The 16,253-nt window shown below is 69.2% G+C and carries 14 protein-coding genes, 2 pseudogenes and 1 riboswitch; of the genes and pseudogenes, 4 read left to right on the forward strand and 12 right to left on the reverse strand.

The window, feature by feature from the left end:
* On the reverse strand, positions 1 to 125 hold a 125-nt coding region (locus A5702_RS26970; protein WP_369817908.1), incomplete at its 3' end, for a hypothetical protein.
* Here A5702_RS26970 and A5702_RS13960 point away from each other — a divergent pair.
* From A5702_RS13960 to A5702_RS13975, 4 genes and pseudogenes are all read left to right on the forward strand, one after another.
* Positions 93 to 1,871 (forward strand): annotated as a pseudogene (locus A5702_RS13960) (malate synthase G); the annotation flags it as partial. The gene A5702_RS26970 and the pseudogene A5702_RS13960 overlap by 33 nt on opposite strands.
* A 114-nt stretch (positions 1,872 to 1,985) precedes the next feature.
* A complete protein-coding gene (locus tag A5702_RS13965; RefSeq protein ID WP_068221421.1) occupies positions 1,986 to 4,031 on the forward strand; it encodes a substrate-binding domain-containing protein in 2,046 nt (681 codons plus the stop codon).
* A 237-nt stretch (positions 4,032 to 4,268) separates the two neighbouring features.
* Positions 4,269 to 5,522 (forward strand): 3-oxoacyl-ACP synthase KasB, encoded by a 1,254-nt coding sequence (gene kasB / locus A5702_RS13970; protein WP_068221424.1) that lies wholly within the window; start codon positions 4,269 to 4,271, stop codon positions 5,520 to 5,522.
* Positions 5,523 to 5,539: 17 nt separating this feature from the next.
* The gene (locus A5702_RS13975) at positions 5,540 to 6,400 is read left to right on the forward strand and encodes a haloalkane dehalogenase (RefSeq protein WP_068221426.1); all 861 of its coding nucleotides are present in this window, start codon (positions 5,540 to 5,542) and stop codon (positions 6,398 to 6,400) included.
* 4 nt (positions 6,401 to 6,404) lie between these two features.
* Here A5702_RS13975 and gcvP read toward each other — a convergent pair whose 3' ends face one another.
* The 11 genes and pseudogenes from gcvP to secA2 all read right to left on the reverse strand — a co-directional run.
* Positions 6,405 to 9,230, reverse strand: coding sequence for an aminomethyl-transferring glycine dehydrogenase (gcvP, locus tag A5702_RS13980; protein WP_068221429.1), 2,826 nt, complete (start codon positions 9,228 to 9,230; stop codon positions 6,405 to 6,407).
* A gap of 163 nt (positions 9,231 to 9,393) precedes the next feature.
* Positions 9,394 to 9,491: riboswitch (glycine riboswitch) on the reverse strand.
* 41 nt (positions 9,492 to 9,532) lie between these two features.
* The gene (locus A5702_RS13985) at positions 9,533 to 10,138 is read right to left on the reverse strand and encodes a MerR family transcriptional regulator (protein ID WP_067821146.1); all 606 of its coding nucleotides are present in this window, start codon (positions 10,136 to 10,138) and stop codon (positions 9,533 to 9,535) included.
* Between the two features lie 249 nt (positions 10,139 to 10,387).
* A complete protein-coding gene (locus tag A5702_RS13990) occupies positions 10,388 to 10,882 on the reverse strand; it encodes a bifunctional nuclease family protein (RefSeq protein ID WP_007170013.1) in 495 nt (164 codons plus the stop codon).
* A gap of 102 nt (positions 10,883 to 10,984) precedes the next feature.
* Entirely contained in the window at positions 10,985 to 11,746 is a 762-nt protein-coding gene (locus A5702_RS13995) for a MerR family transcriptional regulator (RefSeq protein ID WP_068221431.1), read from the reverse strand.
* Positions 11,746 to 12,207, reverse strand: a complete 462-nt coding sequence (gene garA / locus A5702_RS14000) for a glycogen accumulation regulator GarA (protein ID WP_369817909.1) — start codon at positions 12,205 to 12,207, stop codon at positions 11,746 to 11,748. Before garA ends, A5702_RS13995 begins: the two co-directional genes overlap by 1 nt.
* A 250-nt stretch (positions 12,208 to 12,457) precedes the next feature.
* Positions 12,458 to 12,856, reverse strand: a complete 399-nt coding sequence (gcvH, locus tag A5702_RS14005; RefSeq protein WP_068221433.1) for a glycine cleavage system protein GcvH — start codon at positions 12,854 to 12,856, stop codon at positions 12,458 to 12,460.
* Positions 12,857 to 12,885: 29 nt separating this feature from the next.
* A complete protein-coding gene (locus A5702_RS14010) occupies positions 12,886 to 13,725 on the reverse strand; it encodes a DUF881 domain-containing protein (protein ID WP_055404181.1) in 840 nt (279 codons plus the stop codon).
* A gap of 2 nt (positions 13,726 to 13,727) precedes the next feature.
* Positions 13,728 to 14,060 carry a small basic family protein gene (locus A5702_RS14015; protein ID WP_007170008.1) on the reverse strand — a complete coding sequence of 111 codons (333 nt, stop codon included), beginning with the start codon at positions 14,058 to 14,060 and terminating at the stop codon, positions 13,728 to 13,730.
* 52 nt (positions 14,061 to 14,112) lie between these two features.
* Positions 14,113 to 15,036, reverse strand: a complete 924-nt coding sequence (locus A5702_RS14020) for a DUF881 domain-containing protein (RefSeq protein WP_068221435.1) — start codon at positions 15,034 to 15,036, stop codon at positions 14,113 to 14,115.
* Positions 15,029 to 15,649 carry a CDP-alcohol phosphatidyltransferase family protein gene (locus tag A5702_RS14025; protein WP_055404164.1) on the reverse strand — a complete coding sequence of 207 codons (621 nt, stop codon included), beginning with the start codon at positions 15,647 to 15,649 and terminating at the stop codon, positions 15,029 to 15,031. Before A5702_RS14025 ends, A5702_RS14020 begins: the two co-directional genes overlap by 8 nt.
* Before the next feature lie 61 nt (positions 15,650 to 15,710).
* Positions 15,711 to 16,253 (reverse strand): annotated as a pseudogene (gene secA2 / locus A5702_RS14030) (accessory Sec system translocase SecA2); the annotation flags it as partial.

A 16,253-nucleotide genomic window follows, 5' to 3' on the forward strand; every position in this document is an offset into this window, starting at 1 on the left:
GCCCAGGAGCCGGACTCCAGCGGCACGGCCTCGTCGAGAAACTTGCGCGCGTAGGCGATGACCTTGTCGCCGCGAACCTTGTTGTAGCCGGTGCCCTTTTCGGCGCCGTCGTCCTCCGCGATCACGTCGGTGCCGTACAGGGCGTCGTACAGCGAGCCCCAGCGCGCGTTCGCGGCGACAAGGTCATCGCCTACGCGCGCAAGTTTCTCGACGAGGCCGTGCCGCTGGAGTCCGGCTCCTGGGCGGACGCGACGGGCCTGTCCGTCGAAGACGGGCAGCTGAAGGTGGCGACCGGTGACGGCTCCGTCGGCCTTGCCAGCCCGGAGAAGTTCGCCGGCTACACCGGCGAGCTCGGCTCCCCCGACTGGTCGGTGCTGCTGGTCAACCACGGCCTGCACATCGAGATCCTTGTCGACCCGGAATCGCCGATCGGCAAGACCGACCGCGCCGGCATCAAGGACGTGGTGCTGGAATCCGCGGTCACCACGATCATGGACTTCGAGGACTCGGTGGCCGCCGTCGACGCCGACGACAAGGTGCTCGGCTACCGCAACTGGCTCGGCCTGAACAAGGGCGACCTGTCCGAGGAGGTCGCCAAGGACGGCAAGAGCTTCACCCGGGTGCTCAACCAGGATCGCACCTACACCACGCCCGACGGTGAGGGCCAGCTGACCCTGCCCGGCCGCAGCCTGTTGTTCGTCCGCAACGTGGGCCACCTGATGACCAACGACGCGATCGTGGACGCCGAGGGCAACGAGGTGTTCGAGGGCATCATGGACGCGCTGTTCACCGGCCTGACCGCGATCCACGGGCTCAAGACCGGCTCCGACAACGGCCCGCTGGCCAACAGCCGTACCGGGTCCATCTACATCGTCAAGCCCAAGATGCACGGTCCCGACGAGGTCGCGTTCACCTGCGAGCTGTTCAGCCGCGTCGAGGACGTCCTGGGCCTGCCGCAGGCCACCCTCAAGGTCGGCATCATGGACGAGGAACGGCGCACCACCGTCAACCTCAAGGCGTGCATCAAGGCCGCGGCCGACCGGGTGGTGTTCATCAACACCGGCTTCCTGGACCGCACCGGCGACGAGATCCACACCTCGATGGAAGCCGGCCCGATGATCCGCAAGGGTGCGATGAAGAACAGCACCTGGATCAAGGCCTACGAGGACGCCAACGTCGACATCGGGCTGGCCGCCGGGTTCAAGGGCAAGGCCCAGATCGGCAAGGGCATGTGGGCGATGACCGAGCTGATGGCCGACATGGTCGAGCAGAAGATCGGCCAGCCCAAGGCCGGCGCCACCACCGCGTGGGTGCCCTCGCCGACGGCGGCCACCCTGCACGCGATGCACTACCACTACGTCGACGTGGGCGCCGTCCAGGAGGAGCTGGCCGGCAAGAAGCGCACCAACATCGACGAGCTGCTGACCATCCCGCTGGCCAAGGAACTGGCCTGGGCGCCCGAGGAGATCCGCGAGGAGGTCGACAACAACTGCCAGTCGATCCTGGGCTACGTGGTGCGCTGGGTGGCCCAGGGCGTGGGCTGCTCGAAGGTGCCCGACATCCACGACGTGGCACTCATGGAAGACCGTGCCACGCTGCGGATTTCGAGCCAGCTGCTGGCCAACTGGCTGCGGCACGGTGTGATCACCGAGGAGGACGTGCGCGCCAGCCTGGAGCGGATGGCGCCGCTGGTGGACGAGCAGAACGCCAAGGATGCGGCGTACCAGCCGATGGCGCCCAACTTCGACGACAGCCTGGCGTTCCTGGCCGCCCAGGACCTGATCCTGACCGGCACGCAGCAGCCCAACGGCTACACCGAGCCGATCCTGCATCGCCGCCGGCGCGAAGCCAAGGCCCGCGCGGCGCGGTGAGATTGAGCCCGTGCCCGCATCGGGCTCGCGGCGCATCGACGCCGCCGATGACTAAGATCAGCGGCGGATTGACAACAGCTCGGCTTCATCGACGGAAAGGCGACGGACACCGCTATGGGTAGGCACAGTTTGCCCGACCCTGACGACTCCGTCGACGAGCCCTACGACGACGGCGAGGCGGACGACCAGCAGCGCGACGACGTCACCGAGGACTACTCGGACGAGGGGCACTATCCCGCCGACGATGACTTCCGCGGCGACGATGACTTCCCCGCCGAGGATGAACCCTATGCCGCCGGCGACGAGTTCGAGGGCGGCACCGCCGACGACTACCCGGTGTTCCCGCCCCGGCAGCCCGGCCCGTCGAGCGCGGAACCGCCGGCCTCGTCGCCCTCGCTGTTTTCCCGCGGCCACCGCGGGCTCGGCGATTGGCGCGGCGGCCACCGCAGCGAGGGCGGGCGCCGGGGTGTCAGCATCGGCGTGATCGTGGCGCTGGTCGCCGTCGTCGTGGTGGTGGGCAGCGTGATCCTGTGGAGCTTCTTCGGCGACGCGCTGTCCAACCGCTCGCACAAGGCCGCCGGGGGCTGCGTGGGCGGCAAGGAGACGGTCGCGGTGGTCGCCGACCCGTCGATCGCCGATTCGGTGCAACAGTTCGCGGAAAGCTACAACGCCACCGCCGGCCCGATCGGCGACCACTGCGTGGCGGTCAGCGTCAAACCGGCCGCCTCCGACGCGGTGCTCAACGGATTCATCGGCAAGTGGCCCGCCGAGCTGGGCGGACAGCCGGCGTTGTGGATCCCGGCAAGCTCGATCTCGGCCGCCCGCCTCGCCGGGGCCACGGCGCAGAAAACGATCACCGACAGCCGCTCGCTGGTGACGTCGCCGGTGGTGCTGGCCGTCCGGCCCGAGCTGCAGCAGGCGCTCGGCAACCAGACCTGGGCGGCGCTACCCGGGCTGCAGACCAACCCGAACGGGCTGGCCGGCGTGAACCTGCCGGCGTGGGGGTCGCTGCGGCTGGCCGTGCCGATGAGCGGCAACGGTGACGCCGCGTTCCTGGCCGGGGAAGCGATAGCGGCCGCCGCGGCGCCTCCCGGTAGCCCCGCGACGCAGGGTACCGGCGCGGTGCGCGCGGTGCTGGGCGCGCAACCCAAGCTGGCGAACAACTCGCTGACCGAGGCGATGGACATCCTGATCGGGCACCCTGACGCGGCGAGCGCGCCGGTGCACGCCGTGATCACCACCGAGCAGCAGCAGTTCCAGCGCGGCCAGACGCTGCCAAACGCCAAGGGCGCGTTGGCTTCCTGGATGCCGTCCGGGCCGGCGCCGGTCGCCGACTATCCCACCGTGTTGCTCAGCGGGTCCTGGCTGACCAAGGACCAGACCTCGGCGGCCAGCGAGTTCGCCCGCTTCATGCACAAGCCGGATCAACTCGCCAAGCTGGCCAAGGCCGGTTTCCGGGTCAACGGCGTCTCCCCGCCCAGCAGCCCGGTCACCTCGTTCCCGGCGCTGCCCGCGGCGCTGTCGGTGGGTGACGAGGCCATGCGCGCGACGCTGGCCGAGGCCATGGCCGCCCCGTCGAGCGGACTGGCCGCGACCATCATGCTCGACCAGTCCATGCCCGGCCAGGAAGGCGGCAAGTCCCGGCTGGCGAATGTGATTGCCGCACTTCAGGACAAGATCAGGGCGTTGCCGCCGACCGCCGTGGTCGGCCTGTGGACGTTCGACGGCCACGAGGGGCGTTCGGAGGTGCCCGGCGGCCCGCTCGGAGACCCGGTCAACGGCCAGCCGAGGTCGACGGCGCTGACGGCCGCGCTGGACAAGCAATACTCCTCGGCCGGTGGCGCGGTGTCCTTCACCACCCTGCGGATGATCTACCAGGACCTGCAGGCCAACTACCGCGCCGGCCAGACCAACTCGATCCTGGTCATCACGGCAGGCCCGCACACCGACCAGACCCTCGACGGCCCCGGCCTGCAGGACTTCATCCGCAAGAGCGCCGACCCGGCCAAGCCGATCGCGGTGAACGTCATCGACTTCGGCGGCGACCCGGACCGCGCAACCTGGGAGGCGGTCGCCCAGCTCAGCGGCGGTGGCTACCAGAATCTGGCCAGCTCGGCGTCCCCCGACCTCGCCGCGGCCATCAACGCCTTCCTGGGCTGAGGCCGGGGATAGGCTCGGGCACGGACCGGTAAGCGAAGGTTGCGGCGGGGTGTTCCGGCTCGGAATCCCAACTTGGCGCTAGGCTCGACCGAGGTTGATGCCACGGCCAACGCTATGGGGAGCGGTGCGATGGTTCGGGTCGGGCGCCTTCCTTCTCACCTGGGGAGGGTGACCTGCCAACACGCGCGTCCGCGAACACGGCCGGGGTGACGCTGCGAAAGGATGACCGCGACAGCAATGACGAATCTGGTTACTGGGCAAGCGCTTCCGGACATCGTCGTGACCGGGATCGCGATGACCACCGCGTTGGCCACCGATGCCGAGACCACCTGGAAGTTGCTCCTCGACTGCCAAAGTGGGATCCGCGAACTCGATGACCCGTTCGTGGAGGAATTCGACCTCCCGGTTCGCATCGGCGGGCACCTGCTCGAGGAGTTCGACAGCGAGCTGAACCCGGCCGAGCTGCGCAGGACGGGCTACCTGGCCCGAATGTCCGCCATCGTCAACCGGCGGGCCTGGGACCATGCCGGCTCGCCCGAGGTCGACCCCAACCGCGTGCTGGTGTCCATCGGCACCGGTTTCGGCTCCGGCGAGGAACTGGTCTTCACCCGCGACACCCTGCGCGCCCGGGGCGTGAAGGCGGTCTCGCCGCTGGCCGTCAGCAAGTACATGCCCGACGCGGCCGCCAACGCGGTGGGGCTGGAACGACGGGCCCGGGCCGGGGTGATGACGCCGGTGTCGGCGTGTGCGTCCGGTTCCGAGGCCATCGCCCGGGCCTGGCAGGCGATGGCGTTCGGGGAGGCCGACGTCGCGATCTGCGGTGGCGTCGAGACCAGGATCGAGGCGGTGCCCATCGCCGCCTTCGCGAACATGCGGATCGTGATGTCGACGAACAACGCGAATCCGGCCGGGGCCTGCCGCCCGTTCGACAAGGACCGCGACGGCTTCGTGTTCGGCGAGGCCGGCGCCCTGATGGTGCTCGAAACCGAGCAGCACGCAAAGGCGCGCGGGGCGCGCATCCTGGCCCGGCTGATGGGGGCCGGCGTGACGTCCGACGGCTACCACATGGTGGCGCCGGACCCGAGCGGCAACCGTGCCGGCCGGGCGATGACGCGCGCCATCCAGCTCGCGGGCCTCACGCCCGGCGACATCGACCACGTCAACGCCCATGCCACCGGCACCCAGATCGGTGACCTGGCCGAGGGCAAGGCGATCAACAACGCGCTGGGCAGCAACAAGCCGGCGGTGTACGCGCCCAAGTCCGCCCTGGGCCATTCGGTCGGCGCGGTCGGCGCGGTGGAGTCCATCCTGACCGTGCTGGCGCTGCGCGATCAGATCGTCCCGCCGACGCTGAACCTGGAAAACCTCGACCCGGAAATCGATTTGGACGTGGTGGCGGGCGATCCCCGGCGCGGCAACTACCGGTACGCCATCAACAACTCGTTCGGGTTCGGGGGCCACAACGTCGCCCTGGCCTTCGGCCGGTACTGACGGCTCGACCGCCGGACATGAGCATCGCCTTCACCCCCGACCCCCGGCTGTATCCGTTCCAGTCGCGCTGGTTCGACAGCTCACAAGGCCGCATGCACTACCTCGACGAGGGTGACGGGCCGCCGATCCTGCTGTATCACGGCAACCCGACGTGGAGCTTCCTGTACCGCAACATCGTCATCGCGCTGCGCGACCGGTTCCGTTGCATCGCACCGGATTACCTCGGGTTCGGCCTTTCGGATCGGCCGGCCGCGTTCGGCTACACGATCGAGGAGCATGCCCGGGTGGTCGGCGAGTTCGTCGACCATCTCGGCCTGGACGGCTACCTGACCATGGGCCAGGACTGGGGTGGGCCCATCAGCATGGCGGTCGCCGTCCAGCGTGCCGAGCGGGTGCGCGGCGTCATCCTGGGCAACACCTGGTTCTGGCCGACGTCGGAATTCACCACGAAGATGTTCAGCCGCGTGATGTCCAGCCCGCCACTGCAATACGCGATCCTGCAGCGCAACTTCTTCGTCGAGCGTTTGGTCCCCGCCGGAACCGCGCACCGCCCCAGCGACGCGGTGATGGCGCACTACCGCGCGGTGCAGCCCAACCCGGACGCCCGCAGGGGCGTCGCCGAGATGCCAAAGCAGATCCTGGCCGCGGGCCCGCTGCTGGCGCGGCTCGCCCGGGAGGTGCCGGACAAGCTGGGCACCAAACCCGCCCTGTTCGTCTGGGGCATGAAGGACTTCGCCTTCCGGCCGGGTCCCAACATCCCGCGCATGCGCGCGGCGTTCCCCGACCACGTCGTCGTCGAACTGCCCCACGCCAAGCACTTCATCCAGGAGGACGCGCCGGACCAGATCGCCGCGGCGATCGTCGAGCGATACGGCTAGCCGGTCAGGCGAACGCCTCCACCGGCGGGCACGAGCACACCAGGTTGCGGTCCCCGTAGGCGCCGTCGATGCGCCGCACCGGCGGCCATACCTTCGGCCGGAAGGCCTTGCCCAGCGGGTAGGCGGCCTCTTCACGCGTGTACGGGTGCTCCCAGTCGGTGACCAGCAGGCACTCGGCCGTGTGCGGCGCGCCCCGCAGCGGGTTGTCGTCGACCGGCCACTCCCCCGAACCCACCCGGTCGATCTCACCGCGGATGGCGATCATCGCTTCGCAGAAGGCGTCGACCTCGGTCAGCGTCTCGCTCTCGGTGGGCTCCACCATGAGCGTGCCCGCCACCGGGAAGCTCATCGTCGGTGCGTGAAAACCGTAGTCCGCCAACCGCTTTGCGACATCATCGACGGTCACGCCGGTGGACTTGGTGATCGGCCGCAGGTCCAGGATGCATTCGTGGGCGACCATGCCGTTCTCCCCGGTGTATAGCACCGGGAAGTACTCGTCGAGCCGGCGGGCGATGTAGTTGGCCGACGCGATGGCGGTCAGCGACGCCGCCCGCAGGCCGTCGGCGCCCATCATCCTGATGTAGGCCCAGCTGATCGGCAGGATCGAGGCCGAGCCGTAGGGCGCCGAGGACACCGGATGACCCTGCGGCAATTCCGGGGCGTGCGGGTGCCCGGGCAGGAACGGGGCCAGGTGCTCGCGCACCGCCACCGGCCCCACACCCGGTCCCCCGCCGCCGTGCGGGATGCAGAACGTCTTGTGCAGGTTCAGGTGGCTGACGTCGCCGCCGAACTTTCCGGGCCGGGCCAGGCCGACCAGCGCGTTGAGGTTGGCGCCGTCGACGTACACCTGGCCGCCGGCGTCGTGCACGGCCGCGCAGATCTCGGCGATGTCGTGCTCGTAGACGCCGTGGGTGGACGGGTAGGTGATCATCAGCGTGGACAGCTCGTCGCCGTGCTGAGTCACCTTGGCGCGCAGGTCATCCAGGTCGACGTCACCGTTGTCGTGGCAGGCCACCACGACCACCCGCATGCCGGCCAGCGCCGCCGATGCCGCGTTGGTGCCGTGCGCGCTGGACGGGATCAGGCAGATGTTGCGGTGCGGTTCGCCCCGGCTGGCGTGGTAGTCGTGGATGGCCAGCAGACCGGCGTACTCGCCCTGCGAGCCGGCGTTGGGTTGCAGCGACACGGCGTCGTACCCGGTGATCCGCACCAGCCAGGCCTGAAGGTCGCTGATCAGCCGGCGCAGCCCGGGCGTGTTGGACGCCGGGGCGAACGGGTGCTGGCGCGCGAATTCGGGCCAGGTGATCGGCTCCATCTCCGCGGCGGCGTTGAGTTTCATGGTGCAGGAGCCGAGCGGAATCATGCTGCGGTCCAAGGCGATATCCTTGTCCGCCAGCGTGCGCAGGTACCGCATCATCGCCGTCTCGGTGCGGTACTGCGTGAACGCCGGATGGGTCAGGAACTCCGACGTGCGGGTCGCGATGTCGACGCCTGCCGGCTCGGCCGCCGCGACCCCGAACGCCTCCAGCACCGCCGCCACGTGGGCGTCGGTGGTGGCCTCGTCGCAGGCGACCGAGACGTGGTCGGCGTCGACACGCCACAGGTTGACGCCGTTCGCCTTGGCCGCGGCCACCACCTCGTCCGCGCGACCCGGGACCTGGGCCAGCACGGTGTCGAAGAAGGTGGCGTGCACCAGCGCGTCGCCGAGCGCCGCGGCGATCGCCTCGGCGTGGGCGTGCACCCGGCGGGCGATCGCGGCCAGCCCGTCGGCGCCGTGGTAGCTGGCGTACATCGCGGCCATCACCGCCAACAGCACCTGGGCGGTGCAGATGTTGCTGGTCGCCTTGTCCCGGCGGATGTGCTGCTCGCGGGTCTGCAGCGCCAGCCGGTAGGCCGGGGAGCCGTCGGCATCCAGCGACACGCCGACGAGCCGGCCCGGCAGCTGCCGGGCGTGTTTGGAGTGCACGGACAGGTAACCGGCGTGCGGACCGCCGAATCCCATTGGCACACCGAATCGTTGGGTCGTGCCGAACGCGACGTCGGCACCGATGTCGCCCGGCGGCGTGATCAGCGTGCACGCCAGCAGGTCGGCGCCGATGGCGATGAGCGCGCCACGGTCGTGCGCCTGTTGCACCAGCGCGGCCCAGTCGGTGATCCGGCCGCTCGCGCCGGGCAGCTGCGTGATGACGCCGAAGAAGTCGCCGTCGGGCAGGCCCGCGCTCAGGTCGGCGGTGACGATCTCGATGCCCAGCGGCCGCGCCCGCGTCGCCAGCACGGCCGCGGTCTGGGCGAACAGGTCGGCGTCGACGGCCAGCCGGTTCGACGTGCCGCGGGTCGCGCGGTGCATCAGCGTCATGGCCTCGGCGGCCGCGGTGCCCTCGTCGAGCATCGAGGCGTTGGCGACTTCGAGCCCGGTCAGGTCGGCCACCATCGTCTGGAAGTTCAGCAGCGCCTCCAGCCGGCCCTGGCTGATCTCGGGCTGGTACGGCGTGTAGGCGGTGTACCAGGCCGGGTTCTCCAGCACGTTGCGCAGCAGCACCGGCGGGGTGAGCGTGTCGTAGTAACCCTGACCGATCATCGACACGGCCACCGTGTTTGCCTCGGCCATCGCCCGCAGCTCGGCCAGCGCCTCGGTCTCGGTGACGGCCGGCGGCAGCTCGTCCAGCCCGGGTGCCGCCCCGCCGCCGGTGAGCTTGTCGAGGATGCCGGCGGGGACGGCCTTGGCCGCCAGCTGGTCGAGCGAATCGACGCCGATGACGGCGAGCATGGTCGCGATGGCTTGGCCGTCCGGCCCGATGTGCCGGGCTGCGAAGGTTGATTGGTCGGGCACTGGCGAACTCCTACGGCGTCGACAAGGCAGAGGACGTGCGGTCCTCTCCCTCTGTCTTCACCCGATCGCCGGGCGCCTGAGAGATTCGGCGCGCGGGGTGCTGCCCGCGCGCCTTTCCCCATCGGCGGGTGCCGGGGATCGGCACCGCTTTCCAGAGGCATCGTTAACCCGCGCGGTCCGGGTGCCTGAGAGGTTAGCGGAGAGGTGTTGCTCCTTCGGCGTCCGTGACTGGCCGTCACGGAACTCTCCCGCACGAGTGCGATGCGTGCGCCAGTTTACCCGGCCGGGCGGCGCGGGTGCGCTTAACCGATCTTGCGGTCGCGGTGCTTGCGGCGGGACGCCAGCTCGTCTTCCGGCGCGGCGATGGACTCGCCCCCGTCGGCCCGCTCGCCGGGGAAGTCGGCGATCACCCCGGTGAGCTCGCGCATGGCGCCGGAGACGGCGATGCCGAACACGCCCTGCCCGCCCTGCAGCAGGTCGACGACCTCTTCGGCCGACGTGCATTCGTAAACCGTGGTGCCGTCGGAGAACAACGTGATGTTGGCCAGGTCCTGCACGCCGCGCTGGCGCAGGTGGTCGACCGCGACCCGGATGTTGTGCAGCGAGATCCCGGTGTCGAGCAGCCGCTTGACGATCTTGAGGACCAGGATGTCCTTGAACGAGTACAGCCGCTGGCTGCCCGAGCCCGCGGCGCTGCGGATCGACGGCACCACCAGCGAGGTGCGCGCCCAATAGTCCAGCTGGCGGTAGGTGATTCCGGCGATCTGGCAAGCGCTTGGGCCGCGGTAGCCCACCAGCTCGTCCGGCACGGAGTCGTCGGGAAACAGCCCGGGTTGCACGGGCGCTTCCGGCGCGGCGGTCGCGGTGTCAGCTAGGTCTAGCTGTTCTTGGCGTGGCTGCTCGCTCACGGTGCTTCCTCTCGCCGATCGCGCTATCGTTTCCAGCTGCGTCTCGTGGCTGGGTCGCAGCCACGTTTGCTCAGGCCCGAGTGCTAGAGAGCTTACGCTGTTCGATAGCTACCGCGCCCTTAAGTCGTGATCAAAGTATGGCCGCCGCCGGGCTAAGAGGGGGCGCTATCCGCCAGGCGTGTCGACATCCCGATGCCAGTTGAGACGCATCCGTGATGTCGGTGTCCAGGGTAGTACGCCCGCGGGGGCCTAGGTGGCCTTGAAATCGTCGGGCGACACGCTGTCGAGGAACTCCTTGAACTTCTCCACCTCGTCCTCGCGGACGGCGGTGCCGCCCTCTTCGTCGCTCTCGTCCGGGATGAGCAGGCCGGCCTGGGCCAGCACGGCCTCCTCGACGTAGATCGGGACGCCGACGCGCAGCGCGATCGCCACCGAATCCGAGGGCCGCGCCGACACCGTGATGTTGCGGTCGAAAACCAGGTCGGCGTAGAAGGTGCCCTCTTGCAGGTCGACGATGCGCACCTCCTTGAGCGAATGACCAAGCGCGGCAATCACATCCCTGATCAGATCGTGCGTCAGCGGGCGCGGCGGCTCGACGCCCTGCTGCTCGAGCGCGATGGCGGCGGCCTCCGATTGACCGATCCAGATCGGCAGGTAGCGGTCGCCGTCGGTTTCGCGCAGCAACAACACGGGCTGGTTCTGCGGCTGCTCCACGCGAATGCCGACAACACGAACTTCACCCATCTGTGTCTGCCCTCCGCATAGACCGCCGTTGTTCTTGGCGCAACGACGACGCCGAATTACCGCTGTGCCGCTGACAACCAAGCTATCGACGAAGTCTAGTCCTCAGCGATGGAGAACGTCGCGAACGGCCGATTTGATCAACGACGTGTGCAGGGTGATGGCCAGGGCGGCCACCTCACGCGCGAGGTCGTCGGCCCGATCGCGGGCGCCGGTCTTGCCGGCTTTGACTACCGGCCCGGCGATTTGGGCGATCAGGTCGGATTGCCGGTCGGCTGCCGAGCGGAACGCACGCAGGTGCCGCGGCTCGACACCGTACTCCGAAAGCGCCCGCGCGCACTGCAGGATGACGACGGCGTGTTCGTCGAAGAAGCCGCCGGGGCCGGTGGTGATCACGCCCGCCTTGAGCAGCGCCGTCAACAGATCGCCGTCGACGCCGGAGCGCTCCAGCAGATCCTCACGACTGAGCCGAATGCTCGACGGCGCCACCGCGGCCGCGTCGGACTTGGGCTCGGCGCCCGGCTCGTCGTCGGCCTCCCCGATTCCCGCCACCGAGACCAGGCGCGGCGCGGCGTAGGGCGAGCCGAACGGCGGCAGTTCGCCGTCGGGCTGGGCGTCCAGCTGCGCCCGAATGACCTTGAGCGGTAGGTAGTGATCGCGCTGCGCGGTCAGGATGAACCGCAACCTCGCGCAGTCGTACGCGGTGAATCTCCGATAGCCCGACGCGGCGCGCTGGGGCGTCACCAATCCCTCGGCCTCCAGGAAGCGAATCTTGGAGATCGTGACATCGGGAAAGTCCGGCCTCAACAGTTCCAGGACCGCCCCAATCGACATCCCGGCCAGTGCCGGGCTATCGGGTGCGCTCACTAGCCTCCGGATCCTCCATCCTCACCCTGCTTGGGCCCGGTCAGAAACACCAAGCGGAACTTGCCGATCTGCACCTCGTCGCCGTTGGCGAGCACCGCCGAGTCGACGGGCTCCCGATTGACGTAGGTGCCATTAAGGCTACCGACATCCACCACGTTGAATTCGTTGTTTTCCAACCTGAATTCGGCGTGGCGTCGACTGACGGTCACGTCGTCGAGGAAGATGTCGCTGTCGGGGTGCCGGCCGGCGGACGTGATGGGCTGGTCGAGCAGGAAGCGCGACCCGGCGTTCGGTCCCCGTTTGACGACCAGCAGCGCCGACCCCGCCGGGAGGCCTTCGACCCCGGATACCGCGGTCTCGGTGCCCGCCTGGGCGGGCGCGTCCAGTTCGTTGAGGAAGTCGGCCCGGAAGACGGAGGTCGTCTCCACCGTGACTTCGTCAGAGGTCTGGTCGTTGTCCATGTCCGTCACGCGCTGCTCCTCACTGGCCGCTGTGGCGTTGTTTGACCGGGCCGCTCGGCCGGCTGCTTACTGGGTTTATTCGCCCGGTACTGCCGATTACTAAGACGGGTGGGTTCGAGTGTCGATCTGTCGACGGTACCGCGCATAGGTCTGCAATGTGGCCCCCACCCGACGATCGGAAGACCGATTTTCCGCCTTTCCCCCGCCGGTTCGCCGCACCGCTCGCGGCTGGCAGGCAGATTAGCAATCCTCATTCGGTCAGTGTTCCGCGGTAGGCCTCGGCGTCAAGCAGGGACGAGATGGCCGACTCCAATGCGGCGACGTCGGACACCTCGACATCCAGCAACCAGCCCGCGCCGTACGGGTCCGAGTTGACCAGCTGCGGGCTGGCCTCCAGGTCGGCGTTGACCGCGGCGACCTTGCCCGAAACCGGGGCGTACAAGTCCGACACCGACTTGGTCGACTCGACTTCGCCGAACGATTCGCCCGCGGTCAGGTCGGCGCCGACGTCGGGCAGCTGAACGAAGACGACATCGCCCAGCGCCGACTGGGCGAAGTCGGTGATCCCGACCCGCACGGTGGCATCCCCGCTTCGGCGAACCCACTCGTGTTCGGCGGTGTAGTGCAAATCGGGTGGGATATCGCTCACGAGTAGTCCTGTTCTGTCGACCGAAGTGCTCACTTGACGGGCTGAGCGTATTGGTGCGGTTTTGGTTGTCGCAAGGTGGTCACGTCCACCCGGTCGGCCTGCCGGACGGACATGCGCGCGCCGACGCGCTTGATGCTGTCCTCGGCGCCGCCCGGGATGTTCATCGCCGCGGCCAGGGTGGGTGGATCGCCAATCGCCAGAATCGAATACGGGGGTGACAGGGTCTTGGTGTCGATGGTCAGCGAGCCAGGCATACCCGCCACCCAGGTATCTACACCCACACGCACCGACTGGTGCGCGTCGTTGATCTCCATCGCCTCCGCTCCGGCGGCCCGCAGTTCGTTGATGACGTCGAGCATCACCTCCGGCGCGACGCCGGGACCGGGGTCGTCGATGGTGACGGTGACCCCCGGCCCGGTGGCCCCCACCGCGCCGGCCAGGATGGACAGGGCCGCCAGCTTGGCCTGGGCGGCCGCAATCGCGGCCTGGTCGTTGTTGCCGGACGCTTGCAGCGAATTCAGTGTGTTCTGCAGTTCGCTCACTTCGGCGTTCAACGTGGCCTCGCGCTGGCGCAACGAATCCAGCAACACCAACAGGTCCGCCGGGCGCGCCGTCTCCAGCGAGTCGCCCGACTCGTTCTGGCGGACCTGCGTGACGATGGCGACGCCCAGCAGCAGGCACAACAGCGTCGCCAACGTTCCGAACGCGAACCGGGAGCGGCCGCTGCGGACCAGCCCCGACAGCCCCGTGCGGCGCACCGCGCCGATCTGCGGGCGCGGGCGGTTCGCCGGCAGCTCGTGGCGGCCATGGGGCGAACGGCTTGCCGCGTCAGCACTTTCGGGGGCGCCGTCTGGCGGATCTTCGCTCACCATCACGCCCCGAACAGCCGGCGCCGCAGCGCGGCGGCGTTGCCGAAGATGCGGATCCCCAACACCACGATGATGGCCGTGGACAACTGCGTGCCCACACCCAACTGGTCACCGACGTAGACGATCAGCGCCGCCACGAAAACGTTGAACACGAACGAGATCACGAAGACTTTGGGGTCGAAGATTCGTTCCAGGTAGGCGCGCAACCCGCCGAACACCGCGTCGAGCGCGGCGACCACCGCGATGGGCAGGTAGGGCTGGACGACCTCCGGCACGGCGGGGTGGAAAACCAGGCCGAGCACGATGCCGATCGCCAGCGCCGCGATGCCGATCATGCCCGATTTCCCGTCCGCGAGCGCCGGGTGAGCGGATGAGAGAGGACTTTTCTCACTGTGGCCCAATCTGTTTGGCGAACTTGATATCGCGGATCGATCCGGCGGGCAGTGTCAGCCCGTCGGCCGCGTCCACGGTGACGACGACGCCGTAGGAGACCTCGAGGAGTTTGAGGCGCTGCCGGCCGGAGCTCTCGTCGAAGGTGTCCCGCATCGCGCGGGCCGGCCCCACCGCGAGGATCGTGTACGGGCTGCTGGTGGGGTTGTTGTCGACCAGGATCGCCCCGCCGGCTTGCCGAATGGTCGCGTTGGGTCCGATGCGGACGCCGCCGACCGAAATCGCCTCGGCGCCACTGGCCCACAACGAGTTGACGACAAGCTGCAGGTCCCGGTCCAAGATGATCTGCCGGCTGCCGCTGACCCGCTGCTTGGACACGTCGGAAAGGTTGGGGCTGGCACCGGGATCCGTCACGATCACCTTCAGGCCGGGGCCGATGACCGCCCGGTTGGCCGCGGCCAGGCCGAGCGCGTCCAGACGCGCCAGCAGCCGCTGCCCTTCGGCGTCGTCGGCCAGCGCGCGGCGCTGCACGTCGTCGACGCGGGCGGACAGCTCGCTGCGCCGCTGGGCGAGCCTGGCGGCGGTGGTCTCGGTCGACCGCACGTTGCCCAGCAGGAGCTGCTGCGCCGAACGCACGCCGGGGGCGACCGAGCGGGCCTGCGCGACCGCGGCGGCGAAGACCGTCGCGATGAGCAGCGCCGCCAGCGCCTGCCACAGCCAGCCGAAGGCGCGTGCGCACGCCCCGGGCGGGTCGGCGTCGCGACGCCTTTCTGCGGCCGCGGCGTAACCGGGATCCAGGTGCTCCGAGAGCAGGGCGCGCAGCAGCGAGGGCACCGGAATCAGCTGCGGGCGCGACGCCACGTGGGCGCTGCGGCCGGCATTGGGGTCGTAGCCGCCGAGCAGGCGGTCCGGGTCAGCCATGCCGCGTCCTCTGGGGCCGGGAGGGCTCGTGTTTGAGCCTGGGCACCCGCCGGATGACCATGGTCATCTGCACCACGTACAGTGCGAACGCCCACAGGTAGGCGTACATGCCCCAGATCAGGAACGCCCAGCCGCAGGCCCCGACGACCCGGCTCCACAGCGCGTCCCAGGTCCCCAGCAGAACCAGCGGGAAGCCGGACATCAACGCGAACGTGGCGGCCTTGCCGATGTAGGTCACGGGCAGCGCGGACAACCCGCGGCTCCACAGCAGCGGCAGCGTCGCGGCCAGCAGCCCGTCGCGGGCCAGCAGGACGGCGACGAACCACCACGGCACGATCCCGCTCAGCGCCATCGTGACGGGAACGCAGATCATGTAGAGGCGGTCGACCGCCGGGTCGAGCAGGACGCCGAGCCGCGACGACTGGTCGAGCAGGCGGGCGATCTTGCCGTCGGCCCAGTCCGACGCGCCGCTGAACATCAGGATCCCGACCGCCCAGCCGTTGGCGTGCGCGAACAGCAGGGCGTAGACGAACACCCCGATGAGCACCAGGCGGATGACGCTCAGGGCGTTGGGCACCGTCAGCACCCGGTTCGGCGGAAGCTCCGGCTCCATGAGGCGTGACCTTAACGCGGGCGTATTGCGTTCCGTTAAACGGACCGACCCGGGCCCCGGCTTAGCGGAAGACCCCGGGCAGGCTCAGCGTGGACAGCGTGTCGTCGGACAGCGGGTTGTCGTTGACCATGTACGTCCACGTCGACGTCGGGCGGGCGAGCTTGGACAGGTCGAGGCCCTGCTCCTCCTCGAGCACGTTCGCCGTCTCAAAGGTCTGCTGCGCGGCCTCGATCGCGTCGGCGGCCAGCGACGCGAAAGCGTCGACCGCCAGCCGGTGGAACTCGTCGAGCGGGTTCTGCCGGCCCAGCGCGCGCAGGTGGATGCTTTCGCGGATGTCGGCCAAATAGGCCAGGTGGTCGGCCCAGCCGCGGTCGAGGTGATAGAGCATGATCTGCCGGCAGATCTTCTCCAGGCGGTCCTCTTCGATGTCCTTGGCCAGCCGCTTGTACCGCTTGGGCGCCAGTTCGGCGAGCTCCTCGCGCGCGGTTGCGGTGCGCAGCAACGTGTTCCGGCGATCGACGATGATGGCGCGCTGCTGGGCGATCAACTGGTTGTAGCGCCAGGTATTGGCGTGCACGTCGAGCATCCGGCCCTCGGCGACGCG

The sequence above is a fragment of the Mycobacterium sp. E3339 genome (assembly GCF_001666915.1).
Taxonomy (GTDB): Bacteria; Actinomycetota; Actinomycetes; order Mycobacteriales; family Mycobacteriaceae; genus Mycobacterium.

Bases quoted from the DNA above. Each gene is read 5' to 3' on its own strand.
- A5702_RS13965 (WP_068221421.1), top strand. From the start codon at position 1,986: ATGGGTAGGCACAGTTTGCCCGACCCTGACGACTCCGTCGACGAGCCC.
- kasB (WP_068221424.1), top strand. From the start codon at position 4,269: ATGACGAATCTGGTTACTGGGCAAGCGCTTCCGGACATCGTCGTGACC.
- A5702_RS13975 (WP_068221426.1), top strand. From the start codon at position 5,540: ATGAGCATCGCCTTCACCCCCGACCCCCGGCTGTATCCGTTCCAGTCG.
- A5702_RS13990 (WP_007170013.1), bottom strand. From the start codon at position 10,882: ATGGGTGAAGTTCGTGTTGTCGGCATTCGCGTGGAGCAGCCGCAGAAC.
- garA (WP_369817909.1), bottom strand. From the start codon at position 12,207: ATGGACAACGACCAGACCTCTGACGAAGTCACGGTGGAGACGACCTCC.
- A5702_RS14015 (WP_007170008.1), bottom strand. From the start codon at position 14,060: ATGATCGGCATCGCGGCGCTGGCGATCGGCATCGTGCTCGGCCTGGTT.
- A5702_RS14020 (WP_068221435.1), bottom strand. From the start codon at position 15,036: ATGGCTGACCCGGACCGCCTGCTCGGCGGCTACGACCCCAATGCCGGC.
- A5702_RS14025 (WP_055404164.1), bottom strand. From the start codon at position 15,649: ATGGAGCCGGAGCTTCCGCCGAACCGGGTGCTGACGGTGCCCAACGCC.